This window comes from Kibdelosporangium aridum, assembly GCF_900176515.1.
Lineage (GTDB): Bacteria > Actinomycetota > Actinomycetes > Mycobacteriales > Pseudonocardiaceae > Kibdelosporangium > Kibdelosporangium aridum.
Map to the genome: position 1 here is coordinate 381,128 of NZ_FWXV01000010.1, position 23,726 is coordinate 404,853.

The window sequence follows — 23,726 nt, forward strand, 5'->3', positions numbered from 1 at the left end:
TCAACTAGGGTTGCTTGCATGTCCGAGGCGAAGTTCCCGAACCAACCTGCTGATGGGCTTGCGGCGGTAGTGGCATTGCGGCGACTGGCCGACCAACTGGAGAATGCCGCCGTCGAGCAGGCGATGCGGGCGGGGTGGAGCTGGCCGCAAGTTGCCGAGGCGCTGGGGGTTACGCGCCAGGCCGTGCACAAGAAGCACGCCAAGCGGCTGATAGCCGCGGGTGTGCGGCTCAGGAGACGTTGATGCCGTCCACATTCGACAAGTACCTGCACAGGATCATCGAGCAAGCGGGCCGCGAGGCCCAAGACGACCGCTCGGCCACGATCGAAGCCCAGCACCTGTTGCTGGCGATCGCCCAGGACCAAGAGCCGTCGACCAAGAAAATCCTCGCCACCGCGGGCCTGGATCATCCGAGACTCCGCGAAGCCCTCGACCGCGAGTTCGAGCACAGTCTCAACACCGTTGGCGTGTCGAAGAAAAACTTCGACCTGACCAGCTATCAGCCTGACCCGCCGACAACCGTTGGCGCTTCCTTCAAAGCCGCGCTGGAACGCAGCTTCACCACCAACCGCAAGAAAGACCTGCGACCGGCCCACGTCCTGCTGGGCGTGCTGCAAGCCGAACACGGCACAGTCCCGCGGGCACTTGAACTCGCCGGCGTCAACCAGCAAGCCCTGGTCAGCCGGATCGGCGAGGCCCTCACGTGAAGACAGCCATCATCGCGATGACGCTGGCAACGTGCATCCAGCCCGAACTCGACCGGGCTGTCACCGACTACGGGTTACCCAGCATCGTGGCCGAAGTAGACGGACAGTGGTCCAGCGCGGGCGAGAAACGACTGCCAGAGCACAGGTTCCGGATCGGCAGTACGACCAAGACCTTCGTCGCCACGCTAGTCCTTCAGCTCAACGCCGAAGGCAAACTCCGTCTCGACGACACCATCGGCCGCTGGGTTCCGGGCCTGTCGGACCGCGTCACGGTGCGCCAGCTGCTCAACCACACAAGCGGGATCTTCGACTACCTCCAAGACCCGGCGATCCGGACGTGCGCGAACTGCACGCCCGAGCGGATGATCCAGATCGCGAAGAACCATCCGGCTGGAAAGCCCGGCACCTGGGAGTACTCCAACACCAACTACATCGTCGCCGGAATGATCGTCGAACAGGTCACCGGCAACCCGCTCGCCGAGGAACTCGCCACCAGGGTCACCCGCCCACTGAACCTGCAAGGCACATACCTGCCTGTCGGAGACGAAGCGGTGATCCGAGGCCCGCACGCGCGGCACTACACGAAGTTCGACAACACGACCTACGACGTCACCGACATGGATCCGTCGCCGTACTGGGCAACCGGCGGTATGGTCTCGACGACCGGTGACCTCAGCCGGTTCTTCCAAGCCCTCGTCCGCGGCAAACTCCTTCCGTCCCGACAACAGCGGGAGATGTTCACGGCGCACCCGACCAACAACTGGATCCCGAACACCAGATACGGCCTGGGGATCTCAGAAGTCACCCTCGCGTGCGGCAAGAAGGTCTGGGGCATGGGCGGCGCGATCATGGGCTCGTGGACGTACACCTACGGCGACACCAGGCACATGCTGGCGATGAACGTCAACGCCGACTGGAACAACCCGATCGAACAGTTCACCAACGTCCTTCACGCCAAGTTCTGCGGCACCAGATCGGCCTGAGTCGCCAGCACCGCCAGCCTGATCCGGTTGGGACACCCCGTCTTGTCCAGCAGGCTGGCGATGTGCGTCTTCACGGTCGTCACACCGACGTGCAACCGCGCGGCGATTTCGCCGTTCGTCAGCCCCGCTCCGACCAGCCCCAGCACCTCCCGCTCCCGAGCGGTCACCCCGGGAAGCGCTGGAGATGACGTTTTGGCCAGCGCTCGTGTGACGAGCTTGCGCATGACCGTTGGGCTGAACGGACTGTCGCCCGCGGAGGCCCGGCGGATCCCGGCTATCAAGTCGTCCGGCTCGGCGTCCTTGACCAGAAATCCGCAAGCACCGGCGGCCAACGCCGGATACAGGTGATCGTCATCGTCGAACGTCGTCAGAGCGACCACTCGAGCAGCCGGCCGCGCGGCCAGAATCCGCTGGGTCGCGACGATCCCGTCCACGCCAGGCATCCGGATGTCCATCAGGATCACGTCAGGATGCACCTGCTCGGCCAGGCGCACGGCTTCCTGACCATTCCCAGCCTCACCGACAACCGAAATATCCGTAGCCGACGAACACAGCATCCGCAGCCCGGCGCGGACAAGCCGCTGATCGTCCACCAAAAGCACCCGGATCACGACGCCACCGGCAAAACCGCCAGCAGACGCCACCCATGGCCGTGGACGCCCGCCTCCAAGGTGCCGCCGAGCATCTCGACCCGCTCCCGCAGTCCGACCAGCCCGTGTCCCGAACCACTGCCGGCCATCCGGAAGTCCCCGCCGTCGTCACGGATCTCCAGCCGGACGGCATCCGCGGACACCGACGTGGAGAACTGGGTCCGAGCCGAACTTCCCGCGTGTTTGGCGACATTGGCCAAACCTTCTTGCGCCAGCCGCAAGACAGTCAGCCCGCGAGTGGCGTCCAACCGTGCCAAAGCCGGATCGACCGTCGCGTCCACCCTCAACCCGACCTTGCGGGCACGAGCGACCGCGGCCTCGACGGCGGCAGGCAACGAGTCCGGCTCGACGAAACTCTGGCTCGGATCACGCAACACCGTGACCAGTTGCCGGAGATCGGCCAGTGCGGCGACTCCGGTCTCGTGCACGTCATCCAGCACCGCACGCACCCGCGCATCCTCCGGCGCCAGCACCTGTCGAGCCACTTTGACCCGCAACACGATCGAGGAAACGTGGTGCGCGACCAGGTCGTGCAACTCCCGCGCCACCGAGGTACGGACTTCGACCTGAGTCAACCGCCGCACAGAACGTACATACGTGCCAAGCAGAATCGGCCCGCCGATTGCCATCACCGCCCGGAACACCAGCCCTGGCAGATCATCTGGCCGGTTCAGCGCGTACACAGCCGTCATCACCGCGGCCGCAACGGCCAAAGGCCAGCCGGAGCGGCGCATCGCCAGCTCGAACAACGCGACCCCAGCCAGCACCTTCAACGCCAAATGGCTGGCACCCTCCGGCGCCACCACGAGCAATCCGGCCAGGGTCACCACGACAGCCAGCGGCCACCGGGGACCGGCGGCCATCGCCAAGACTGCCCCGCCGACGAGCACGGCGTCGAGCGCAGTGGGCGACGCGAAGACTAGGAAGTAGCTGACCGCGACGGCCAGTAGGACGAGCAGCCGCAAGGGAACCGCTCGTCGATCGAAGAACTGGTCAAGCCATCCGGGCAGCACGAGAGCACGGTAGCCAACCGAACCTGAGAACTCCCCCAACTGGCCGCAACCGCGGCCGCTGGGCGGATCCGCGAGGCCCTCCCGCACGGCCACGCTGATCTCGCAGACCACACGGGAGGGATCGAGGATGAACAGGCGCACACTGCTGGCAGCCGCGGCAGGCGGGACGACGGCCGCCGTGCTTTCCGGCGCACCTGCTGCGGCCGCGGCACAAAAGCGTCGTTTTCAAGGGAAAGTCGTGGCCATCACCGGGGCGACGTCCGGTATCGGCAAGGCCGCGGCCATCGCCTTCGCCGCCCATGGCGCGAAAGTCGGTTTCTGTGGCCGGAGGGCCCAGTTGGGCAACGAGGTGGCCGCCGAGATCCGGAAGGCCGGCGGCGAGGCCGTGTACATCCAGGCCGACGTCCGGCACGAGGAGCAGGTGAAGTCGTTCGTCGACCAGGTCGTTGCGAAGTACGGGCGGCTCGACATCGCGTTCAACAACGCCGGGATCCGGGGGCCTGGGCTGCAGCCGCACGAGGTCAAGCTCGCCGACTGGGACGACGTGATGAACACCAACGTGCGAGGCGTGTTCCTGGCGATCAAACACCAGGTGCCGCACATGCTCAGAACGAAAGGCGGCGTGATCGTCTGCACTTCGTCCGCCTCCGCCGAGCGGGCCCGGCCCGACGGTGCGGCGTACTCCGCGAGCAAGGCCGGGATCAACGGCCTGATCAAGGCGGTCGCGCTGGCGTACGGTACAGAGGGAATCCGGGTCAACGCGATCATGCCGGGCACGACGGACACTCCGTTCGTCGCCCGCCCGCCCGGCATTCCCGACGCGGATTGGGAAGCGTTCAAGAAGCTGTGGGGCCCGCTCAACGTGAGCGGGATGGAGCGGATGGCCACCGCCGACGAGATCGCCGCCGCCGTCCTTGGCCTGGCATCCGACGACTTCCGGTTCATGTCCGGCGTCGGTGTACAGGTCGACGGCGGCGACTCGGCCGGCCGCAAGATGGTCATGCCGAAATTGCCCGTCACACGAACAGGATGATGGTGACGCCGATGACGACGTCCACCACGCCGCACCACTCGGAGAACGCGCGCGGCACGACCTTGTCGTGGCGGTGGTGGAAGTAGTCCCAGATCCCGTGGGCCAGCCAGCCCGCGCCGATCAGGTACTTGGCGATCTCCTCGGGCACGGACAGCGCGACACCGACAAGCACGAGGTAGGCGGCGAACCCGGTGAGTTGCAGTGGCAGCATGCCGGGTTCGCGCAAACGCTTGCGGAACGCGCCGATCACCAGGTACGCCGTGGGCAGGATCATCATCACGACAGCCGGTGGGTACATCGGCGTGACCCAGTTGTCGATCGTCACGACCAGCGCCAGCCACGTCGGCCACCGGTCCTTCAGGAAAGTCACCACCTTGCCCGAAGCCGACGGCTGCCGATGGTGATGCACGGTGTACTCGGTGCGGCGCAGCAACATCGCGACGAGCATCGCGGGCAGCATCAGCACGTGTCCGCCGATCATCACCACGTCGGCCGACAGCATTCCCAGCCAATACGGACCGAGTAAGAGCAGGAACGGCACGTACATCGCCGCGCCCATCTCGGCGATCGGCCGCCAGCCGTGGCCGCGGATACGCATCCAGATCCCCATACCCAGGGTCATGTTCGTAGCCATCACGAGCGCTTCGACGTCCGGCCGCGCCATCGCGGACCACCACGTCCACAGCGGAGCGAACAGCAGCATCCCCGCGACCATCGCGACGATCATTTCCACGTAATGCCGGGCGAATCGCCCGTTGAGAGTCATCGTGTTCGTCATGTACTTCAGCGTGCTGCCGGCAACGCGCAACGAGTACCCGCGCGATGTCATGAGCCGACTATGCGAATCACACGCCTCGAGCATGCATACTGCCGAGCATGGGGAACATCGACGTCAGACCGGCTACGGCCGATGACGCGGAGCAGGTCGCGGAGATCTGGTACTGCGGCTGGCAGGACGGGCACCTGGGCAATGTGCCCGACGAGCTCACCGCCGCCAGGACGAAAGCGTCGTTCTGGGAACGTGCACCGCAGCGCGTCGGGGACACCACGGTGGCAATCGTCGACGGCGCCGTGGCCGGTTTTGTCATGGTGGTCGCAGACGAGGTCGAGCAGGTCTACGTCTCGGCCGACCACCGGGGAACTGGCGTGGCCGCGACGCTCCTCAAGGCAGCCGAGGACCATGTCGCCAAGAACGGTCATGAGCGCGCGTGGCTCGTGGTCGTTCCGGGAAACACCCGGGCGCGCAAGTTCTACGAACGCAACGGCTGGGTGGACGAAGGCCTCTTCGACCACCGTGCCGTGAACGTGTCCGTCCCGGCGCACCGATACGCCAAGCTAGTCAAGTAGCGACAAGTCCTTCGGTATCAAAGTCGTCGACCGCAACAGCTCCCTGAGCAGGTTGTCGTTGAGGGCGTTGCCGACCGGCTCGCCGACTTCCTCACGCGTGAGCCCAGGAACCCCGTCCTGCGACAGCCGTTCGCGGACGGTCTTCACGCGGTGTTCGACCTTCTTGGCCGTCCACGCGACCTCCGGGCGCAGCTCGGCGAGCTGGTCAGCGGCCTGCTGCCAGGTCAACGGCCGGGCTCCGGGGTCATGCAGCAGGTACCGCTGTCCGAGCACGACCAGCACCAGCTGTTCCTCGTCGCTCAGGGCGTAACGCCGAGGCATGTCGGTCTGTTCGGTGTGTTTCGAAGCCGGTTTGTTGCCGTCCGTCCCCGTCACGAACACCTCAAGCAAGTGCTCGCGCTCACGAGAACCCGGCACGTGCAGCGGTGTGTAGCCTTCCGACAACGGAATGGCGTCCTCGTCGGCGAAAAGCCATTGGGAACGCGGCAATCTGATCGGCCGGCGGCCGGTGTTGCGCAGCCACCAACGACCGTCCCAGTGCCTGAGTTCGCCGTGTCTGCGGCTCACCTGGCGGTCGTCCTCACCGATGCAGATGTGCACCTCGGGCCGATTGCGTCCGAAGTAGACAACGCGGCCTTCGCTCGGGCCGACCGAGTACCCGCCGCCGAGCGCCAGCGCGTGCACCGACCCGGATATTGCCCGCGGCACACCGTGGACGAGGCTGTCGTGGCCTTGCGGCAACAGCAGTCCGCCCGCATACCTCAACTCAGGATTCATGTTCCGACCTCCTGGCGTCACCTCTGGCACACCGCCCCTCTGAATGACTTCGGCTGGCTGAGATAGATCTGTTCGGTGTTGGTGCCTCGGATCTGGAAGCAGTATCCGCCGGTCGGCTTGACCGGAACACGGATCGAGGTTTCCCGTTCGGCGTTCAGGTACTGCTTGGCTTCGCCGTCCGGCGAGACCACGACGACGCTGTCGAGCGGTTGCGGGCTCACCCACCTCAGCAGGACGTGATCGCCCTGATCCACCGGATCCGCCAGGTTCAGGGTGACTGGCGGCGGCGGTGGCGGTGGCGCGGCCACGGGCGTTTCCTCTTCTGGCCACACGAACGGCGCGATCGCCAGACCGGCCGCCAGCACTCCGCCAGCCACGAAGTACGGCACTTTCGACTTCTTCTTCGCCTGCGGCACAACGATGTCCGGTGTGGGCCGGGGCAGCATCTTGCCGAGACGCTCCACCGCCCATGTCGCCTTGTCCGGTCGGCGATCGGGTTGCGGCGTCAGCATCCGGGCGACTATTGTGGACAGCTCGATGGGGACGTCCGGCCTGCTGATGGCCGGAACCGGGTCGCCGAGTACCCGCAACACGCGCTCCCCTGGCTGTTCACCGATCCGGCTCGGATGCGGCGACTGCCCGGTCAACGCGTAGTGCAGCACCGCGCCAAGGCCGTAGACATCCGTTCGCTCATCGACAACACCGGACCGCAGCGTCTCCGGCGGAACGCATTCGATGGCGTGCAACGGATTACGCCGGAAGGACTGACGGATCACAACACCGAAATCCGAAAGAACCGGAGGCCCGAACGCACGGTACAACACGTTGTGCGGGCTGACGCCTCCATGCAGCACCCCATCGGCGTGTGCGGCAGCGAGAGCGGAAGCCAAGCCATAGCCCAGTTCGACGACGTCCTCGACGTCGAGCGCGCCGCTGCGTTGCACGCGAGCCGACAACGACTCGGCGCACAACTCCATCCGCAGCGCGTGTTTGCCTTCCCACTGGCCGATCGCGTCGATCGGCAGGATCGGCAGTGTGCTCGCGAGTTTGACCAGTTTGAGGCGCTCGCGCTCGATCACGGTGAGCGTCTTGCGGTCGAACTTGCCGGGAAACACCTTCACCGCCACGGGATGCCCCGAGGCGGTGGTGGCGTAGACGGCGGCGACCGGGCCGCGGCCGAGCAGTGTGTGCGTCATCGGATCGCGAACACCGCCCGGAATCTGGCGCCCCACGGCCGCCCGGCCAACGTCTTGCGGATCCGTCTGACCGAAGCCCACGCTTCGGCGACCGCGCTGTCGTTCGCGCCCATTCCCGACCACATGGCGACATCCATCTGCGTGGCCAAGCCGGTGAGACTGTCCACAATGGGCGCATCGGATGTGATCCTGGCCAGGTCACGCGCGGTCATTCCTGGCGTGACGCGCGTTCCGTACGCACGCATCAGGTCTCTGGCTTCCCACCACGCGGCCACGACCCCGCTCGTCCCGGTCTGCCGTTTGCGGCGCAAGGTCCGTACTGCCTTCACGATCGGAACCGACAGGACAGCAAGAACGAGCAGCGCGACAAGGGCCACCAGCGCAACCAACGCGATGAACCAGATATCCAGGTTCCCACCGGACTCGTCGTCGCGTTCCTGGGGAGGCAACGGCTGTTCGGGCAACTGGTTCGGCGGCGGCAGCTCGGCCCGTGCCTTCGCGGTGATTTCCGCCAGCCTGGACGGCGCGGGGCCCGCACCAGCCGCACCGCCAACCGGGTCAAGCGGCACCCAGCCGATTCCGGCCACCGCGACTTCCGGCCACGCGAGGATGTCTCGGTTGTGCACGACGGTCTCGGCGCCGATCGGGGTCTGCGGAGCCCGGTAACCCACGGCGAGCCGCGCCGGAATGCCCGCGATCCTCGCCAGGGCCACGTAGGAGGCCGCGAACTGCTCGCTGGTTCCTCGCTTGCTTTCCAGCAGGAACTCTCGCAACTGTGGCCATCCGCTGCCAGTCGGCAATTCCGCACCGGTCGCCACGTTGTAGTTGCGGCTGAAGTACTGCTCCAGCACCAACGCCGTCCGGAATGACGGCCGCTCCCCCGCTGTCGCCCTGCGTGCCAAATCGGCGATGCCCGGCGGAACCTCCCCTACCCCGCCCGGCGTCTCGGCCGACGAGAGCGCCGCGTTGGGCAGGTTGTCGTCGACCTGTGGTTCCCACCAGTTCAGGTCGTACTCCAGCGCACCTTTCCGGTCACGCACCAGCAAGGCACCGGTTGCCTGATCGATGAGCGGTGCCGCACCGGTGACCGAGGCGGGCATCGGCTGGCTCGGCAGCCACTGGCCGTCGGGTGCCTGGATCTTCGCGGAGTACTCCCGGACCGGGGCACTCGTCGACGGACCGATCCGCGACCCGAGCCTGCGGTAGTTGTCGTCGGGCTCCCAAGTGACCCCGTTGAACTGGTTCAGCACGACCAAGCGCCAGCGGTCGACCGGGCCCCTGCTGGTGTAGCTGAACACCGGAGTGTCCGGTTTGGACAAGCGGGCGGCGACCTCGGTCAGCGGGCTGATCGTCCTCGGCAACGGCACTTGCGCGGACTCGCTCCGCTGCAACGAGTACGGCTCACCAGTGTCGATCAACACGACCACGGCCGCGCCGGCAAGCCCCAGAACAACCGTGGGTATCAACACCAACCCCGGCCGTACCGGCATGTACAACCCTGCCGCGACGACTGCGAATCCGAGCGCGGCGAGCACGGCCGTCATTCCGGACAAGGCCACGAAAGCCTGGCTGAGCACAACAACCGCGATGCTGGGCAGCAAAGCCGCTGCAGGCCAACGCAGCAGTTCGATGCCGATCACGGCCGCGAGCAACACGAGCAGCGGGACGAACAGCATCAGTTCGGCGTCCGGCCGCACAGGCCAGGTCGACTGCAATGTCAGCTGCCACGAATCGGTCACACCCGCGGTCAACGCGGTCACGTCCACCGACCCGAACATGGCGATGCTCAAGGCCAGCAGCCCGAGAACAACCATGATCAGCGGACGCCACGGCTGAAGCACCTTGACCCGGAGGCACAACTCCACCGCGGCATAGCAGGCCGCGAGAACGACAGCGATCGGAAGCAGCAGCGGCCTCAGCCCGAAAACCGGCGCGAACAGCAGGCCGGAAATCGCCGACGCCAACAACACCCATGCAGCACGGATCCTCATCGCGCGATCACCGACTGCCATTGCCTTGTCGCGTCGACGGCATTCGCGGGCTTCAGGATCTTGGCGCCAGGAACCACAACGGCCTTACGGCCCAGGTTGATCACCACGAGGTCCGCGTACCGCGACCGGAGCATCGCCAACGCGGCCTGATCAGCGGCGGTCACGGCCGACGAGATCACAACGAGCTGGCCGCCCCATGACTGCGCCAAAGCCTTTGGCACGAGGGGAAGGTCTGTGTTGTCGGCGCGTTCCAGTACGCACAACTCGTCGAGGAGACGTGGAACCGCCGCAGCGCCCGGGGTGGTGATGATGTCGAGTCCGCCCGATGTGACCAGCTGGCACCGGTTGTCCGCTTTAGCCGCCGCGACCACGAGCGAAGCGGCCACCTCGACGGCCTCCTCGAACTCGGGCTCGGCCGGAATCGCCGGCCGGTTGTCCAGCAGCACAGTGAACTGGGGCTGCTGTGGGTCGGCGTAGTCCCTGATCATCAGCTGCCCGGTACGCGCGGTCGCCTTCCAGTGCAGGTGCCGTACTTCGTCGCCGGGAACGTACTCCCGCACTTCCCTGACGTCCAACGACCCGCGTGGCGAGTTCTCGTTCGCCGCGCCTTCATGGTGGTGCAAGGGAAGTCCACTCGAGACTGACCGTACCGGATGCGTCCTCGGGTAGACCCAGATCGTCGCCGTGGTCCCGATGAACAGCTGGCTTTGCCCGAGTCCCAGGGCATCGCTGCGCCGCAGCGTCAGCGGGCCGACTTCGTGCCTGCCGCGCTCCCACGTCGGCAGCTCGTTCAAATAGGACTGTTCCGAACCTGGCGCCAACGACCGCACAGCGATCTTCAATGTGCTTGCGCCCAAGCGATCCACCGCGGTGAACCCAGGCTGCCGCCGCGTGCCCGGATTGTGCACACGAAGGGTGATTCCCGCGCGGCTGCCGCGTTCGACCCGGTCCGGGAACACATCCCTGGCCACGTCGACCCGAGGTTTCCGCCCGGCAACGGCAAGCGCGGCCAGGACGGCCCCCAACGCGATCGCTCCCAACGCGATCAGCATCGCATAACCCGCGACCGCGCCCGCCCCGATCAGGACAGCCGCGGCTACGAGTGTGGCGATGCCACGCCGGGTAAGACGCATACTCAGGCTCCTGTCGCGACAGGCACGGGAATCTCGTTGAGCAGCTCACGGACGATGTCCTCGGGCCGCCGCTGCCGCAGTTCCGCGTCCGGCGTGAGGATCAGCCGGTGGTCGAGCACTGGATGCGCTACTTCCTTGATGTCGTCGACAGTCACGTACGCGCGCCCATACGTCGCCGCAACCGCCTGCGCGGCTCGGACGAGCGCAATGCTGCCGCGCGGGCTTGCGCCGTAACGCAAATCGCCGTGCTGACGGGTCGCCGCCGCGATCGTCGCGGCGTACTCGACGACAGCGGTGTGCACGCGCGCGGAACGTACTTCGGCGACGGCGGCCTGCAGTGTCGGAATGTCCACTACGGCAGGCAATTCGTCCGGATCGACACCCGCGCAATCGCTGAGGATGACCATGACCTCGTCCTTGAGGTCGGGGTAGCCGATCTGCAAGCGCATCAGGAACCGGTCGAGCTGCGCCTCCGGCAAGCGGTACGTGCCGGCCATCTCGATCGGGTTCTGCGTGGCGATCACCAGGAACGGCCGCGGGACCTCGTGCCGGACCGAGTCGACCGTGACCCGCCGCTCGGACATCACCTCAAGCAGCGCGGACTGGGTTTTCGGGGTGCCACGGTTGATCTCGTCGGCGAGCACGATGTTGGCGAACACACCGCCGGGGTGGAAGGCGAACTTGGCGTCGTTCTGGTGGAACACCTGGACACCGGTGATGTCACCGGGCAGCAGGTCGGGCGTGAACTGGATCCGGCTCCACGTTCCGTTGATGCTGCGGGAAAGACACCGGGCGAGGGTGGTCTTGCCGAGACCGGGGACGTCTTCGATCAGCAGGTGTCCCTCGGCGAGCAGCGCGGCCACAGCCAGCCGGACAACCTGCGGTTTGCCGCGCAGCACCCGCTGCACGTTGTCCGAGATCCTCTGGTAGACCTCGCCTGCCGACACACTCACTTCCGCCTCCACACGATCTCATTCGACTTGACCCGGCCGTTCAGTCTGGTGTTCACGACGAAGAACCTTGGCGGTCGCGATGCACGGCCGTGGCAGGCGCGCCGGTGAGCGTCTGCCCGTCCGGGGTTCTGGTGATCGCCCGGATCGTGAAGGTGACCACTCTGCTCGCCTCCACCTGGGGGTAAGTGACCGAGGTTCCGGTGACCTGGCGAGTGCCGAGACCGGTCGCGGTGACCTGGTAGTGCACCAATGTGCCGCCGTTGAGCGCGGGCCGGCCCCAGCTCACCGTCACGTCCCGGGTCGGGCGGTCGTCCACGTCGAACGTGGCTTTCGGATTGGTGGGAGCAGCCGCAGGCGAGACCGGTGCCTTCGGTGTGACGGCTGCGGCCGAAGCACGGGCGCCTGTACCCATACGGTTCGTAGCCGCGACCGTGAAGACGTAGCTCACGCCGTTGGTCAGGCCGTTCACGGTCGTCCGCCGCGCTCCCGCTCCAACGGTCATCGACCCCGTCTGGCCCGTACTCGAACGCCACGACACCTGATACGCCGTGATGTCGGCACGGTTGTTCGGTGCGGTGCCCCAGGTCACCGTCGCCGAACCGTTGCCGGCCGACGCTGAAACCGATGGCGGGGCGCCAGGACGGCCCGGAGGCACGGGGGGCGGCGTAGTCGGCGAGACAGGCGGGCGTGGCCTCTGGGTCGTCGGCTGCCTTGGCTGTTGCGTAGACCGCGTGGACTGTGGCGATGCTGGCGGGGGCGCAACGACCCGGATGTCCGTCGAAGTGCCCTGGTTCGGGTTCGGCACGCTCACCTGGCTGGTGGGCGGCGCGGGACGTTCTGCTGTGGACACGTCCTGCACGTTGCCGTCCTTGGCAACGACCACAACCTGTGTGCCGTCGGCATCTTCGACGTACACGCGGTTGTCCTCGCCACGGCTGAGCCTGGGCGTGCCGCCCTTCTGCTTGATCGGCTTCGTTTCCCTGCGCACGCCATCGGGGGTGTAGGTCAGCACGTTGCCGCTTTGCCTGTCCACCAGGACAACCACGTCACCGGTGGACATCGGGCCGTCGTAGTCGCCGACGGGCAACGCGACCGCGAGCGCCTTCTCCGGCGGGTTCTTGGTGTCCGCCAGCACAAGGGCTTGCTTCTGCGGATCCAGAATAGCGAGCTTGCCGCCGACCTCGTTGGTGGCAAGCCTGGCGTTGGGCGAAAGCGGCACGCCGATCGGCACACCCTCGCCCAGCTTGCCGTTGTCGATCCGGTGCAGCGTCCCGGAGAACGTGTCGACGAACGCCGGTTTCCCGTCCACAATGGTCATCGAGCCGGGGTGTCCCGCCGCAACTCCGACCGGACATCCGCCGACCCGGTCGGCGTCCTTGGCAATCGTGCAGAGCTGCCCGACATCCTGGCGGTGCAACCACATCGTGCCGTCCGTGGTCACGATCGGAGTCCCGACCGCGCCGCCAACGGTCACGATCGCCGGCGGATCAGACAGCCGCACAACCTTTCCCGCGTTGCGGTACACGAGATACGGCCCGCCGACGACCTCGATGAACACCGGCAGTTCGTTGGCGGGCGGGCTGATGCTCTCCTGCGTGGCCAATGTGGCCTTGTCGAACTTGGTGATCACGCTCGGTCCGACGACATAACCGTGCGTGTCGCTCTGCACGACCTGGCTGCCCGGTTCGCCGTTCACGTCGGCGTGTGCGTCGATGTTCGTTGTCGCGCCGTCGATGTGGAAGACCGCTTGAAGCACCGAGTTGAACACCCAGTGGCCGGTCAGCGCGAACTGGCCGGCCGGCAGTGGCATCGCCGTGCCAGTGAGGGCGGCAACCAGGGCGCCCGCGACAAGCACGGTGACCAGCGCGAACGGCCTGCTCCGCTTCAACACGGCCGCAACCTACCTTCCCGCGTTCGGGAGGGGTCCCGAACCCCCGATTGGCCTAGTCAGGTGTTGTTGAACTGGAAGCTGTTGAAGATGGCGGTGGCAATGGGCCGCACGGCCCGCCACTCATTCTGCAACGTCGTCGGGTCCGTCGCGCGCAGCGAGAACGTCATGATGAACAGCCTGCCTTGCTTGTCGGTCACCGCCCTGGTCAGGACGTGATACCGGACAGGTCCGGCGGCAGAGCCGTGCTCGTACTCGAGGATGTCGCCGGTCGTGGAGGACTTGTAGTCGGTGTTCTCCCGGTCGGCCTTCACGCTTGTGTCCCTGTTGGCCAGGTATTCGGCGGCTGTGATCCCGGTCGTGTCCCGCCTGACCTGCACCTCGGGCGCACTGGCCTGCGGATCGGGCTGCGGGCCGACGTAGAGCACGTCGGTGCGGTCGCCCGCTGTCGACTCGGTGCGTTTCCAATCTTGCGGAATGCTGATCGTGTAGCCCAGCAACTCCCGGTAGGGCACCAGCGGCGGCTGCGGGCTGGTCGTCGTCGACGGTTGCTGCTGTGGTTGCTGCTGCTGCCCTTCAGGCGGGGGTTTCGAGGTCAACGCCACCACGACGACCACGATCGCCACCACCAGCGCGGCGCCGAGGGCGATCAGAATCCCGTGGTTCTTCTTCCTGGGCGGCTGAATGGGAATGGGATCGAGGGTGATGTCCCCTGGCGCGACCGCCTGCGGGTAGACCGGCGGCGGCATCAACGGCGGCGCGGTGCGGGTGTTCGGCGCGGTCTCGTCCACGACCGTGACCTGCTCGGAGGGGTTGTCGATCCACGTATTGGCACCGTTCGACGGCCTCGGCGGGCCACCGCGTGGCGTCAACCTGCCCGCGACGCTGTTGAGACGCTCGATCGCGTCCTTGGCCTCCATCCGTTCCGCCGGTTGCTTGCGCAGCAAACCCTGGATGACCGGCCACAACCGGCCGATCCGGGGATCGGGATCCGGGTCACGGGACGCGGCCGCGGCCAACGTGCTCTGGATGTCCTTGCGTTTGAACGGAGAACGCCCGACGACTGTGGCGTACAACGTGACACCGGCAGCCCACATGTCCGCTGCTCGCGTGGCCTCGTGACCGTCGATGCGCTCCGGGGCGATGTACTCCGGCGACCCGGGCATCTGTCCGGTACCGGTCAGCGCGGACGCGCCGTCGATCAGCGCGATCCCGAAGTCCGTCAGCACGACGCGTTCACCGTCGAGCATGATGTTGGCCGGTTTGACGTCCCGGTGCAGCACGCCCCGATGGTGCGCGGCGTCGAGCGCCCGCAGGATCTGGATGCCCACCTGGGCGGCCTGGTCGAGCGGGAGTGGCCCGTCGTTGTCGAGGATGTCCGCGAGCGACCGGCCTTCGATCAGCTCCATCACGATCCACGGCAGATTGTCCTCGATCACCACGTCGTGCACGGTGACGATGCCCGGGTGCCTGAGTTTGGCGGCGGCTCTGGCCTCTCGCAGCATTCTGCGCACGGCCGCCTCGGACTCGCCGGTGTCCGCCGACTCGCCAAGCCGGAGTTCCTTGATCGCCACGTCGCGGTGCAGGTATTCGTCGTGGGCCCGCCACACGACACCCATCCCACCGCGGCCGATCGGCCGTTGCGCAAGGCGATAACGCCCGGCAACGACCCTCCCCTCGCCCTCAGTCACAAAAGGCAATGTACCGACCGCCCGATGTCACTACCGTGCGAACAGTGGGCGTGACGCTCCGACGGCGGTAAAACGCGTGTCCACCACACCACCACGATGAGATGCGCATTCCGGCACCGCATGTGCGCCACTCCAGCACAGTGTGTCGACCATTGCGGCAGCGCGGCCACGCCCGCTGACCTCGTAGGCAACCGTCATCCAACACCTGCGCAACAGCCTCCAGGCACGTTCGGCCGACCAGTCGGACTTCGAACCTGGAGGAAGCACATGCGTACCTCAGTGGGCGGGCTGATCCTTGCGATCACGGCCGTCCTCGGCTCAGCCGGGCAGGCATTCGCCGGTGAGCCAAGACCCGAGGAAGAACCGTTCAGCGCGTTGGTCAAACGCGCTGACTGTGACAAGAACGGTCCCACACAGCGGGACGGCACGATCGCCGCGCAGCTGAACCCGAAGCTGACCAAGGCGATGCGTGGCTACATGGACGCCTACCGGGTGTCGTGCGCACGCGAGGTCGTCGAGGCCGTGCAGGCCCGTAAGTTCAACAAGAAGGCGGCCGTCATCGCGATCACCACGGTGATCGTGGAGACCCGGATCGTGAACATCGCCGAGAAGGTCGACCACACCAGTCTCGGCCTGTTCCAGCAACAGGACCCGTGGGGCAGCGAGGCGAACCGGCTGAATCCGACGTGGGCCACCAACGCGTTCCTCGACGCGATGGTCCGCAAGGTCCCCGACTGGAACCAGGCCACGACCGACGCGCAGATCGGCGCGGTCTGCCAGAAGGTGCAGGTCTCCGCGTACCCGGAACGGTATCCGGTGCAGGTGAGTGACGCGAAGATCATCGTCGACGCGCTGTGGACCACGACGCCGCCCGCAGGCCGGGACTCCGGCGGTTACTACAACCCGGCGGACGGGACTTTCCATCTGCGCAACGCGTTAAGCGACGGCGCGTCGAACGCCGCATGGGACACCGCGCTGGAAACCATCCCCGGCGCCGTCGTCCTGACCGGTGACTGGAACGGCGACCGCAAGGACTCCACCGGCTACTACGACCCGCGCGACGGCACATTCCACATTCGCAACGACCACAGCGACGGAGCCTCCAACGCGGCTTGGGACACCGGCCTGGAAACCATTCCGGGCGCGGTCATCCTCACGGGTGACTGGAACGGCGACGGCAAAGACTCGACCGGTTATTACGACCCGCGCGACGGCACTTTCCACCTAAGCAACGACCACAGCACTGGGCCGTCGGACTACGCCTGGGACACCGCACTCGAAACGGTTCCCGACGCGGTCATCCTCACCGGTGACTGGAACGGCGACGGCAAGGACTCCGTGGGCTACTACAACAAGCGCGATGGGTCATTCCACTTGCGCAACGCGCTCAGCGACGGCGCATCGGACTACGCCTGGGACACCGCACTGGAAACCGTTGCCAACGCTGTCGTCCTGACGGGTGACTGGAACGCCGACAAGAAGGACTCCACCGGCTACTACAACCCCAACGACGGGTCATTCCACCTGCGCGACGCATTGAGCGACGGCGCATCCGACCACGCGTGGGATACCGCGCTCGAAACCATTCCCAACGCTGTCGTCCTCACCGGCGACTGGGACGGAGCCTGACATGAGACGAACACTGACGACCCTTGCCATCGCCAGCTTGTTTGCCGGTGCGATGACCACGACAGCCACTGCGGCCGGACCGCGGCCAGACTTCCAACTGCCGTTCGTGTGCGGCCAGAAATGGCAGCTGAACTCGTATGACTCCACCCACGCTCCCGCGCTCGACATGGTGAAGGAGCCCAACCAGGTCGGCACCGAGGGCGCGCCGTTCCTCGCGGCCGCCGCGGGCACTGTCCGGCAGTCGTTCTACCACCACAACGCGGGCAACATGATCCAGATCGACCACGGCGGCGGCTGGTTCACCACTGGCATCCACCTGCAGAGCCGCGCGGTGTCGGTGGGCCAGAAAGTCAAGCAGGGCCAGCAGATCGGCAAGGTCGGCAAGACCGGCCCGACCTCCAACGGCCACCCGCACCTGCATTTCGAGCAGGCCTTCGACGCCAACGGCGACGGCAGGGCGACGTGGGGCGCGGTGGGCAGCGAACGCGTCGCGCAGGTCTTCGACGGCAAGACGTACGGCGCGAAGACCGGTGAGACGTGGAACGACGTCCCCAGCAACAACTGCGGAGACGAACAGGAAACCCACGGCGTCGATTCGGCTGGGTACTACGACCCACGTGACGGCACATTCCATCTCCGCAACTCGCAGAGCGACGGCCCGTCCAACTACGGCTGGGACACCGCGCTGGAAACCATCCCCGGCGCAGTGGTTCTCATTGGCGACTGGAACGGTGACGGCAAAGACTCCACGGGCTATTACGACCGACGCGATGGAACCTTCCATCTGCGCAACGCATTGGATGAGGGCGCGTCGAACGCGGCATGGGACACCGCACTGGAAACCATTCCCAACGCTGTCATCCTCACGGGCGACTGGAACGGCGACGGCAAAGACTCCACCGGCTACTACAACCCCACCGACGGGACATTCCACATCCGCAACGACCACAGCGACGGAGCCTCCAACGCGGCGTGGGACACCGGCCTGGAAACCATTCCCGGAGCTGTCGTCCTGACGGGTGACTGGAACGGCGACGGCAAAGACTCGACCGGTTACTACGACCCGCGCGACGGCACTTTCCATCTCAGCAACGACCACGCGAACGGAGCGTCCGACTACGCGTGGGGAACGAACCTCGAATCGGTCCCGAACGCGGTCATCCTGACCGGTGACTGGAACGGCGACGGGAAAGACTCCGTCGGCTACTACAACCCCGCCGACGGGTCGTTCCACCTGCGGAACGCCCTGAACGACGGAGCGTCCGACCGGGCGTGGGACACCGGCTACGAGTCGGTGCCCGGCGTCGTCGCCCTGACCGGCGACTGGGACGGCGCCTGACCCTGTTGGGGGTGCCCACCTTTCCGGCTTCGTGCCGGAAAGGTGGACCCGGCGCTCGTGACCACAGTTGATGACCGGACCTCTGTACATAAACTTGAGTTGCCAGAGCACGCGCCTACCTGATAGGAACCGGAATGCAGGGAGTCTCTCCGGGGGGCCGGGATGGGCGCACAGTTCGGAGTGTTGGGCGAAATCACCGCACTGGTCGACGACCGTGCGGTGTACCTGGGCCATGCGCGGCAGCGCTGCGTGCTGGCCGCGTTGCTGATGGACGCGAACCGCGTGGTCTCGTCGGACCAGTTGGTGGACCGCGTCTGGGCCGACGCCCTTCCGCCCCGGGCGCACCGGACGCTCGCGAGCTACCTGTCCCGGCTGCGCCAGGCGCTCGGCATCTCGATCGAGTGGCGGCACAACGGATATCAGCTCAGTGCCGATCCGGCGGGGATCGACGCACACCGGTTCCGGGAGCTCGCCGCCAAGATCCGGGCCGAACGGGACGACGCCCGCGCGTTGACGCTGGCCGACGAGGCGTTGGGGCTGTGGCGCGGCGCCCCGTTCACCGGCCTGGACACCCCGTGGATCAACGAGATCCGGCACGCTCTGGAGAAAGACAAGTTCGCCGTCGAGCTGGATCGAACCGATCTGTTGTTACGCAGCGGACAGCATGCGGGTCTGCTGACCGAGTTGTGTGCACGCAGCGAGGCGCATCCCTTGGACGAACGCGTTGCCGGGCAATACATGCTCGCGCTGTACCGCAGCGGGCGCCAAGCCGAGGCGCTCGACTCATACGAGCTCATCCGCAGACGGCTGCGTGACGAGCTCGGCGCCGATCCTGGTGCCGCACTGCGGAAAGTGCACCACCAAGTCCTTACCGGCTCCACAATGGACGCGTCACCGAGGCAGCTTCCCGCACCACCACCCGTGTTCACCGGACGGCAAGCCGCGCTCACCGAGCTGGACAAGGTGGCGGCCAAGAACACGATGGCGATCGCGACCGTCAGCGGACTCGGCGGCGTCGGCAAGACTTGGCTTGTCCTGCATTGGGCGCACCACAATGCGCGGCGCTTCGCCGACGGTCAGTTGTACGTCAATCTCCGCGGGTTCGATCCGGCCGGTGAGCCACTGCGTCCAGAGATCGCACTGCGCGGCCTGCTCGACGCGCTGGGCGTGGACCCGGCCGCGATCCCACTCGACCTCGACGCGCAGACCGGGCTGTACCGCACGCTGATCAGTGGCAAGCGAATGCTGCTCGTGCTGGACAACGCCCGCAACACCGAACAGGTTCTCCCTCTGTTACCAGGCACTTCGTCGTGCACAGTGATCGTCACGAGCCGTCATCAGCTTGCCGGGCTCTACGCGTCGCACGGGGCGGTTCCTGTGCGGCTGGACACCCTCGCCGACGCCGAGGCCACCCAGATGCTGGCCGCACACCTCGGACCGGACGTCCTCACAATCGAGCCCGACGCGGTGACCGAGTTGCTCTCGTACTGCGCCGGGCTGCCGTTGGCGATCAGCATCGCCGCGGCCAGGGCAACCTTGTCGGGCCTGCCGCTGGCGGCGCTTGCCAAGGAGCTGCACGACGCCGCCACCAGGCTTGACGCGTTGGACGCCGGTGAACTCAGCGTCAACCTGCGCGCCGTGTTCTCGTGGTCGACGCAGGCCTTGGATCCCGCTGTGGGCAAGCTCTTCCGTCTGCTCGGCCACGCGCCGGGCATCGACATCACCGTGCCCGCGGCAGGTGCTCTGGCACAGAAGCCACAAGCCTTGCTGAACAAGCTGGACAAGGCGCATTTGATCCAACGCCACCAGCCCGGTCGTTACCGGATGCATGACCTCGTCCGTCTGCACGCCGCGGACGGCGCCCCGCCCGACCTGGCCGCGCTGCACAAACTCGCCGAGTTCTACCTGCACACCGCGTACGCCTGCGATCGGCTCCTTGCTCCACATCGGACAGCAATGGCTCTGGAACCTGTTGCCGCACTTGAGGTGCCTGATGCGATGGCGTGGTTCGACGCCGAACACCGCAACCTGATGGCGGTACTGCGGTTCGCCGCGATCCACGGATGGCACGAACTCGTGTGGCAGCTGGCGTGGAGCCTGAGCACCTTCCACCGCATGCGGGGGCACGCCACCGAGTCGCTTGCCGCGTGGCAGGCGGGTACCGACGCCGCCGAGCACCTCAACGACCTGGCCAGGCAAAGCGTGGCCCGCAGGTTCCTCGGCGCCGCCTACACCAGGCTCGGCAAACCGGCCGAAGCAGTCAGGCATCTCGAACAGTCCCTCGCCCTGGCTGAGGAGGACCTGTTCAAGATGCACACGTACCGGATTCTGTCGTGGGCTTGGGAACAGGTCGGTGACGACCAGCGCAGCCTCGACACGGCCGAGGCTGCGCTGGCGTTGGCCGAGCAGCTGGACGAGGCAGTGTGGAAAGCCGACGCGGAGAACCTTGTCGGCTGGTACTGCGCCCGGCTTGGCCTGCACGATCGCGCCCGCGCACACTGCCAGGACGCACTGGCCCTGTGCCGCCGTCTGCAAGATCACGAAGGCACAGCGGCCACATTGGACAGTCTCGGGTACATCGCCCACAACACCGGCCAGTACGCCGAGGCTGTCTCGCACTTCGAAGGCGCTCTGGCCATTGTGCGTGACCTCGGCTATTCCTCCAGCGAAGCCGAGATCCTCGATCGGCTCGGGGCCACCCGGGCCGCGATGGGCCAGCCCACGCAAGCCCGCCATACCTGGCAGCAGGCCATCGAGCTGTACCAAAGCCAGCACCGCACCAGGGAGGCCGCCCGCGTCGGCTCCCTCTTGTCCACTCTGGACTAACGCAACCTTGCCACTTCCAGTACGGCGTCGACGAATGCCTTCGGCGTTTCCCGCGGCAGGTTGTGCCCGGCCTTGGGAATCACGTGGTGCACACGAGGACCGGCGAAGAATTTCGCGGAGGCCTTGCCGTCGGTCGGCGGGACGCTGCCGTCCGATGCGCCGTCGAGCGTCACCGCGGGCATGGTGATCTTCGGCTGCGTCAACAGCTTCTTCTCGAGCGCGTCGTACCGCGGGTCACCGGGGGCGGCGAGCTGCCGGTGCCGGTAGACGTGGATGACGATGTCGACGTAGTCCGGGTTGTCGAACATCGCCGCCGCGTCGTCGAGATCCTTCTCGCTGAACTTCCACTCCGGCGAGTTCTTCAGCCACACCACCCGCGCAAGGTCCTTGGTCTGCTCGGCGAGGCCCCGGCGGCCGCGCTCGGTCAGGAAGAAGTAGAAGTACCAGTGCGCGGCCTCCGTCGCGACCGGGTCGGGATTGTCAACATTCGCGAGGTTCGGGATGAGGTAGTTGTTGACCGACACCAGGCCGGTGCAGCGTTCCGGCCAGAGCGCGGCGGCCACGTTCAAACCGCGCCCGCCCCAGTCATAGCCACCGAAGATCGCGGAACGGACCTCCAGCGCGTCCATCAGTGAGATCACGTCCGACCCGAGCGCGGCCGGCTGGCCGGAACGGAAAGTGTCGGGTTTGAGGAATCGCGTCGGCCCGTGACCACGCAGGTACGGGACGACCACACGGTAGCCACGACGCGCCAACGCAGGCGCGACCTCGGCGTACGCCGTCGGACTGTACGGCCAACCGTGCCCCAGCAGGACGACCTTGCCGTTGCTCGGACCGACATCGTGGTACGCGATCTTGAGCAATTCTGTGGTGACGTGCCGGACCGGGCCGAGCCCTCTGCCCCCGCCGGTCGGCGACGCCGCCGCCAACGGCCCGGACAGCCCGCCGATCGCGGCGGCTCCCACACCGACTGCCTTGCCGAATGTGCGCCTGTTCAACATGTCGAGATCCCCTTTGCTCAGTCGACCGTCACGTCGATGGTGACTTCGACATTTCCGCGCGTGGCCTTGGAGTACGGGCAGATCTGGTGCGCGGCGGCGCCGAGCTCCTCGGCGGTCTGCTTGTCCACACCGGACATCTCCAGGTGCAGCGCGCCGCTGAGCCAGAACTCGTCGTTCGCGTGGTGCAGCGTGACATCGGCGACGACAGCCAGGTCATCGAGTTTGACCTTGCGTGCCGCGGCGGCCCGCTTGACCGCGCCGAGGAAGCAGGACGACCAGCCCACCGCGAACAGCTGCTCGGGGTTGGTCGCGCCGCCGCTGCCGCCGAACTCCTTCGGGATGGCCAGCGTGACGTCGAGCAGGCCGTCGCTCGTGACGGTCCGGCCGCCGTTGCGGCCCTCGCCGGTCGCGGTGGCGCTGGCGGTGTATGTGACCTCAGACATAGTTCTCTCTCTTTTCATTCTCGTAAATGATCGCGTCACGCATGATTTCCATTTGCCCGTGATGCTGGACAACGTCGGTGTACACGTGGAAAAGCGCGGCTCCCTGGTCGCTTTCGTCGTGCAGACCGGGCACGGGCACACCGATCGACCGCCGGACGTACGCGTTCCCGACGTCCTTCGCGAGCAGTTCCACGGTCGCCCGCACCCGCGCAACCAGTGGCCCTACCTGGCCTGACGCCTGGAATTCGGCATCCCGGTCGCGGTGCACCCGCCGACCGGCGACCACGTCGCCGACCCAGTACTCGATCGCACCGAGGCAGTGGTTCAGCACCGCGTATGGCGAATTCGCGCCGGGGAAGGGCAATTTCCGATTCGCCAGGTCGTCACCGAGTTCCTCGACGATACCGGCCATCCCGTACAGCGCACGGGCCATGAAGAACAGGTACTGGCCTCGGGTGATCACCGAACCTCCCCTCAATTCGTCACCGGTTAGAACGGTGACGACTATTGCAGGACCATTCGTCACCTGTCAAGCTGGTGACATGGAACATGCCTTCCCGTGCGGCAACGTGGCGCTCGACTTCGTCGGGTCGCTGAAGGCCAGGCGCAACGCGGCGCCGATCGAGAAGCTCGGCGCGCCGTCGAGCCTCGACTCGTGGTTCCGCGAGTCCGGCGTCACGCACAACGACCCGGGCAGCACGCCAGCGGACCTGCAGGCCGCGGTGACGTTGCGCGAAGCCATCTATTCGCTGGTCGCAGCCCGCCTCTGGAAGACGGACTACGACGACAGCGCGCTGGCGATCGTGAACCGCGCGGCGAGCAACCCGCCTGCCATCCCGACGCTCACGCGAGACGGCCTTGTCGTCAACGCCACAGCCGAGCAGGCACTGTCCACTGTGGCGCGGGTAGCCATCGACATCCTCAGCGGTTCGGACGCGGACTTGCTCAAGGAGTGCGGCAGGCCTGAGTGCACGCAGGTCTACATCGACCGGTCACGCGGCTCGCGCCGCGAGTGGTGCGCGATGGAGACCTGCGGAAACAAGATGAAGGCGGCCGCGTACCGCGCCCGCAAGCGGGGCAACCCGCCGCTCGCCCCGGCCCGCGGCCCCGCGTAACCGCCGGCCGT

Annotated in this window: 22 protein-coding genes; 9 read left to right on the plus strand and 13 right to left on the minus strand. The window is 66.6% G+C overall.

Features of this window, described 5'->3' with window-relative positions; translation table 11 throughout:
* The first annotated feature begins 18 nt into the window (after positions 1-18).
* Genes B9C43_RS42375 through B9C43_RS42385 form a run of 3 tightly spaced genes read left to right on the plus strand, consistent with a single transcriptional unit; the run spans position 19 to position 1,690 of the window.
* Positions 19-243 (plus strand): hypothetical protein, encoded by a 225-nt coding sequence (locus tag B9C43_RS42375; RefSeq protein ID WP_084433038.1) that lies wholly within the window; start codon positions 19-21, stop codon positions 241-243.
* Complete coding sequence (locus B9C43_RS42380) at positions 243-707, plus strand: Clp protease N-terminal domain-containing protein (protein WP_084433039.1); 465 nt, start codon at positions 243-245, stop codon at positions 705-707. Before B9C43_RS42375 ends, B9C43_RS42380 begins: the two co-directional genes overlap by 1 nt.
* The gene (locus tag B9C43_RS42385; RefSeq protein ID WP_143446974.1) at positions 704-1,690 is read left to right on the plus strand and encodes a serine hydrolase domain-containing protein; all 987 of its coding nucleotides are present in this window, start codon (positions 704-706) and stop codon (positions 1,688-1,690) included. Before B9C43_RS42380 ends, B9C43_RS42385 begins: the two co-directional genes overlap by 4 nt.
* Here the strand turns inward: B9C43_RS42385 and B9C43_RS42390 are convergent.
* Together B9C43_RS42390 and B9C43_RS42395 are read right to left on the minus strand one after the other, a co-directional pair.
* On the minus strand, positions 1,657-2,301 hold the full coding sequence (locus B9C43_RS42390; protein ID WP_084433040.1) for a response regulator: 645 nt from the start codon (positions 2,299-2,301) through the stop codon (positions 1,657-1,659). The genes B9C43_RS42385 and B9C43_RS42390 overlap by 34 nt on opposite strands.
* Entirely contained in the window at positions 2,298-3,494 is a 1,197-nt protein-coding gene (locus B9C43_RS42395; protein ID WP_200825936.1) for a sensor histidine kinase, read from the minus strand. The genes B9C43_RS42390 and B9C43_RS42395 overlap by 4 nt, the downstream gene beginning before the upstream one ends.
* Between B9C43_RS42395 and B9C43_RS42400 the strand changes: the two genes are divergently transcribed.
* Positions 3,481-4,386 carry an SDR family NAD(P)-dependent oxidoreductase gene (locus B9C43_RS42400; protein WP_084433041.1) on the plus strand — a complete coding sequence of 302 codons (906 nt, stop codon included), beginning with the start codon at positions 3,481-3,483 and terminating at the stop codon, positions 4,384-4,386. The genes B9C43_RS42395 and B9C43_RS42400 overlap by 14 nt on opposite strands.
* Here the strand turns inward: B9C43_RS42400 and B9C43_RS58980 are convergent.
* On the minus strand, positions 4,370-5,215 hold the full coding sequence (locus B9C43_RS58980) for a hypothetical protein (RefSeq protein WP_235039171.1): 846 nt from the start codon (positions 5,213-5,215) through the stop codon (positions 4,370-4,372). The genes B9C43_RS42400 and B9C43_RS58980 overlap by 17 nt on opposite strands.
* A gap of 47 nt (positions 5,216-5,262) precedes the next feature.
* Between B9C43_RS58980 and B9C43_RS42410 the strand changes: the two genes are divergently transcribed.
* Positions 5,263-5,733, plus strand: coding sequence for a GNAT family N-acetyltransferase (locus B9C43_RS42410; RefSeq protein ID WP_084433042.1), 471 nt, complete (start codon positions 5,263-5,265; stop codon positions 5,731-5,733).
* On the opposite strand, the gene B9C43_RS42415 is transcribed toward B9C43_RS42410, so the two are convergent.
* The 7 genes from B9C43_RS42415 to B9C43_RS42445 are packed head-to-tail and all read right to left on the minus strand — an operon-like array spanning position 5,722 to position 15,362.
* A complete protein-coding gene (locus tag B9C43_RS42415) occupies positions 5,722-6,510 on the minus strand; it encodes an FHA domain-containing protein (protein ID WP_051894874.1) in 789 nt (262 codons plus the stop codon). The genes B9C43_RS42410 and B9C43_RS42415 overlap by 12 nt on opposite strands.
* Before the next feature lie 17 nt (positions 6,511-6,527).
* A complete protein-coding gene (locus B9C43_RS42420) occupies positions 6,528-7,706 on the minus strand; it encodes a serine/threonine protein kinase (protein WP_143446975.1) in 1,179 nt (392 codons plus the stop codon).
* On the minus strand, positions 7,703-9,697 hold the full coding sequence (locus B9C43_RS42425) for a transglutaminase TgpA family protein (protein WP_160097082.1): 1,995 nt from the start codon (positions 9,695-9,697) through the stop codon (positions 7,703-7,705). The genes B9C43_RS42420 and B9C43_RS42425 overlap by 4 nt, the downstream gene beginning before the upstream one ends.
* Complete coding sequence (locus B9C43_RS42430) at positions 9,694-10,830, minus strand: DUF58 domain-containing protein (RefSeq protein WP_084433045.1); 1,137 nt, start codon at positions 10,828-10,830, stop codon at positions 9,694-9,696. The genes B9C43_RS42425 and B9C43_RS42430 overlap by 4 nt, the downstream gene beginning before the upstream one ends.
* A 2-nt stretch (positions 10,831-10,832) precedes the next feature.
* Positions 10,833-11,783, minus strand: coding sequence for an AAA family ATPase (locus tag B9C43_RS42435; protein ID WP_084433145.1), 951 nt, complete (start codon positions 11,781-11,783; stop codon positions 10,833-10,835).
* A gap of 52 nt (positions 11,784-11,835) precedes the next feature.
* Positions 11,836-13,674 carry a fibronectin type III domain-containing protein gene (locus B9C43_RS42440; RefSeq protein WP_084433046.1) on the minus strand — a complete coding sequence of 613 codons (1,839 nt, stop codon included), beginning with the start codon at positions 13,672-13,674 and terminating at the stop codon, positions 11,836-11,838.
* Positions 13,675-13,730: 56 nt separating this feature from the next.
* Entirely contained in the window at positions 13,731-15,362 is a 1,632-nt protein-coding gene (locus B9C43_RS42445; RefSeq protein WP_143446976.1) for a serine/threonine-protein kinase, read from the minus strand.
* Between the two features lie 267 nt (positions 15,363-15,629).
* Here B9C43_RS42445 and B9C43_RS42450 point away from each other — a divergent pair, with 267 nt between their 5' ends.
* The 3 genes from B9C43_RS42450 (at position 15,630) to B9C43_RS42460 (ending at position 21,156) form a co-directional block, all read left to right on the plus strand.
* Positions 15,630-16,991 (plus strand): hypothetical protein, encoded by a 1,362-nt coding sequence (locus B9C43_RS42450; RefSeq protein WP_084433048.1) that lies wholly within the window; start codon positions 15,630-15,632, stop codon positions 16,989-16,991.
* 1 nt (position 16,992) lies between these two features.
* On the plus strand, positions 16,993-18,330 hold the full coding sequence (locus tag B9C43_RS42455; RefSeq protein ID WP_084433049.1) for a M23 family metallopeptidase: 1,338 nt from the start codon (positions 16,993-16,995) through the stop codon (positions 18,328-18,330).
* Positions 18,331-18,492: 162 nt separating this feature from the next.
* Positions 18,493-21,156 carry an AfsR/SARP family transcriptional regulator gene (locus B9C43_RS42460; protein ID WP_084433050.1) on the plus strand — a complete coding sequence of 888 codons (2,664 nt, stop codon included), beginning with the start codon at positions 18,493-18,495 and terminating at the stop codon, positions 21,154-21,156.
* On the opposite strand, the gene B9C43_RS42465 is transcribed toward B9C43_RS42460, so the two are convergent.
* From B9C43_RS42465 to B9C43_RS42475, 3 genes are read right to left on the minus strand one after another with little or no spacing between them, the layout of a single operon-like run.
* Positions 21,153-22,157: an alpha/beta fold hydrolase gene (locus B9C43_RS42465; protein ID WP_033380633.1), complete on the minus strand. Its 1,005-nt coding sequence runs from the start codon at positions 22,155-22,157 to the stop codon at positions 21,153-21,155. The genes B9C43_RS42460 and B9C43_RS42465 overlap by 4 nt on opposite strands.
* Before the next feature lie 17 nt (positions 22,158-22,174).
* Positions 22,175-22,600, minus strand: coding sequence for an Ohr family peroxiredoxin (locus tag B9C43_RS42470; RefSeq protein WP_033380632.1), 426 nt, complete (start codon positions 22,598-22,600; stop codon positions 22,175-22,177).
* Positions 22,593-23,063 (minus strand): mycothiol transferase, encoded by a 471-nt coding sequence (locus tag B9C43_RS42475; RefSeq protein ID WP_235039172.1) that lies wholly within the window; start codon positions 23,061-23,063, stop codon positions 22,593-22,595. The genes B9C43_RS42470 and B9C43_RS42475 overlap by 8 nt, the downstream gene beginning before the upstream one ends.
* Positions 23,064-23,142: 79 nt before the next feature.
* On the opposite strand from B9C43_RS42475, the gene B9C43_RS42480 reads away from it, so the two are divergent.
* Complete coding sequence (locus tag B9C43_RS42480; RefSeq protein ID WP_033380630.1) at positions 23,143-23,715, plus strand: CGNR zinc finger domain-containing protein; 573 nt, start codon at positions 23,143-23,145, stop codon at positions 23,713-23,715.
* The last annotated feature ends 11 nt before the right edge of the window (positions 23,716-23,726 follow it).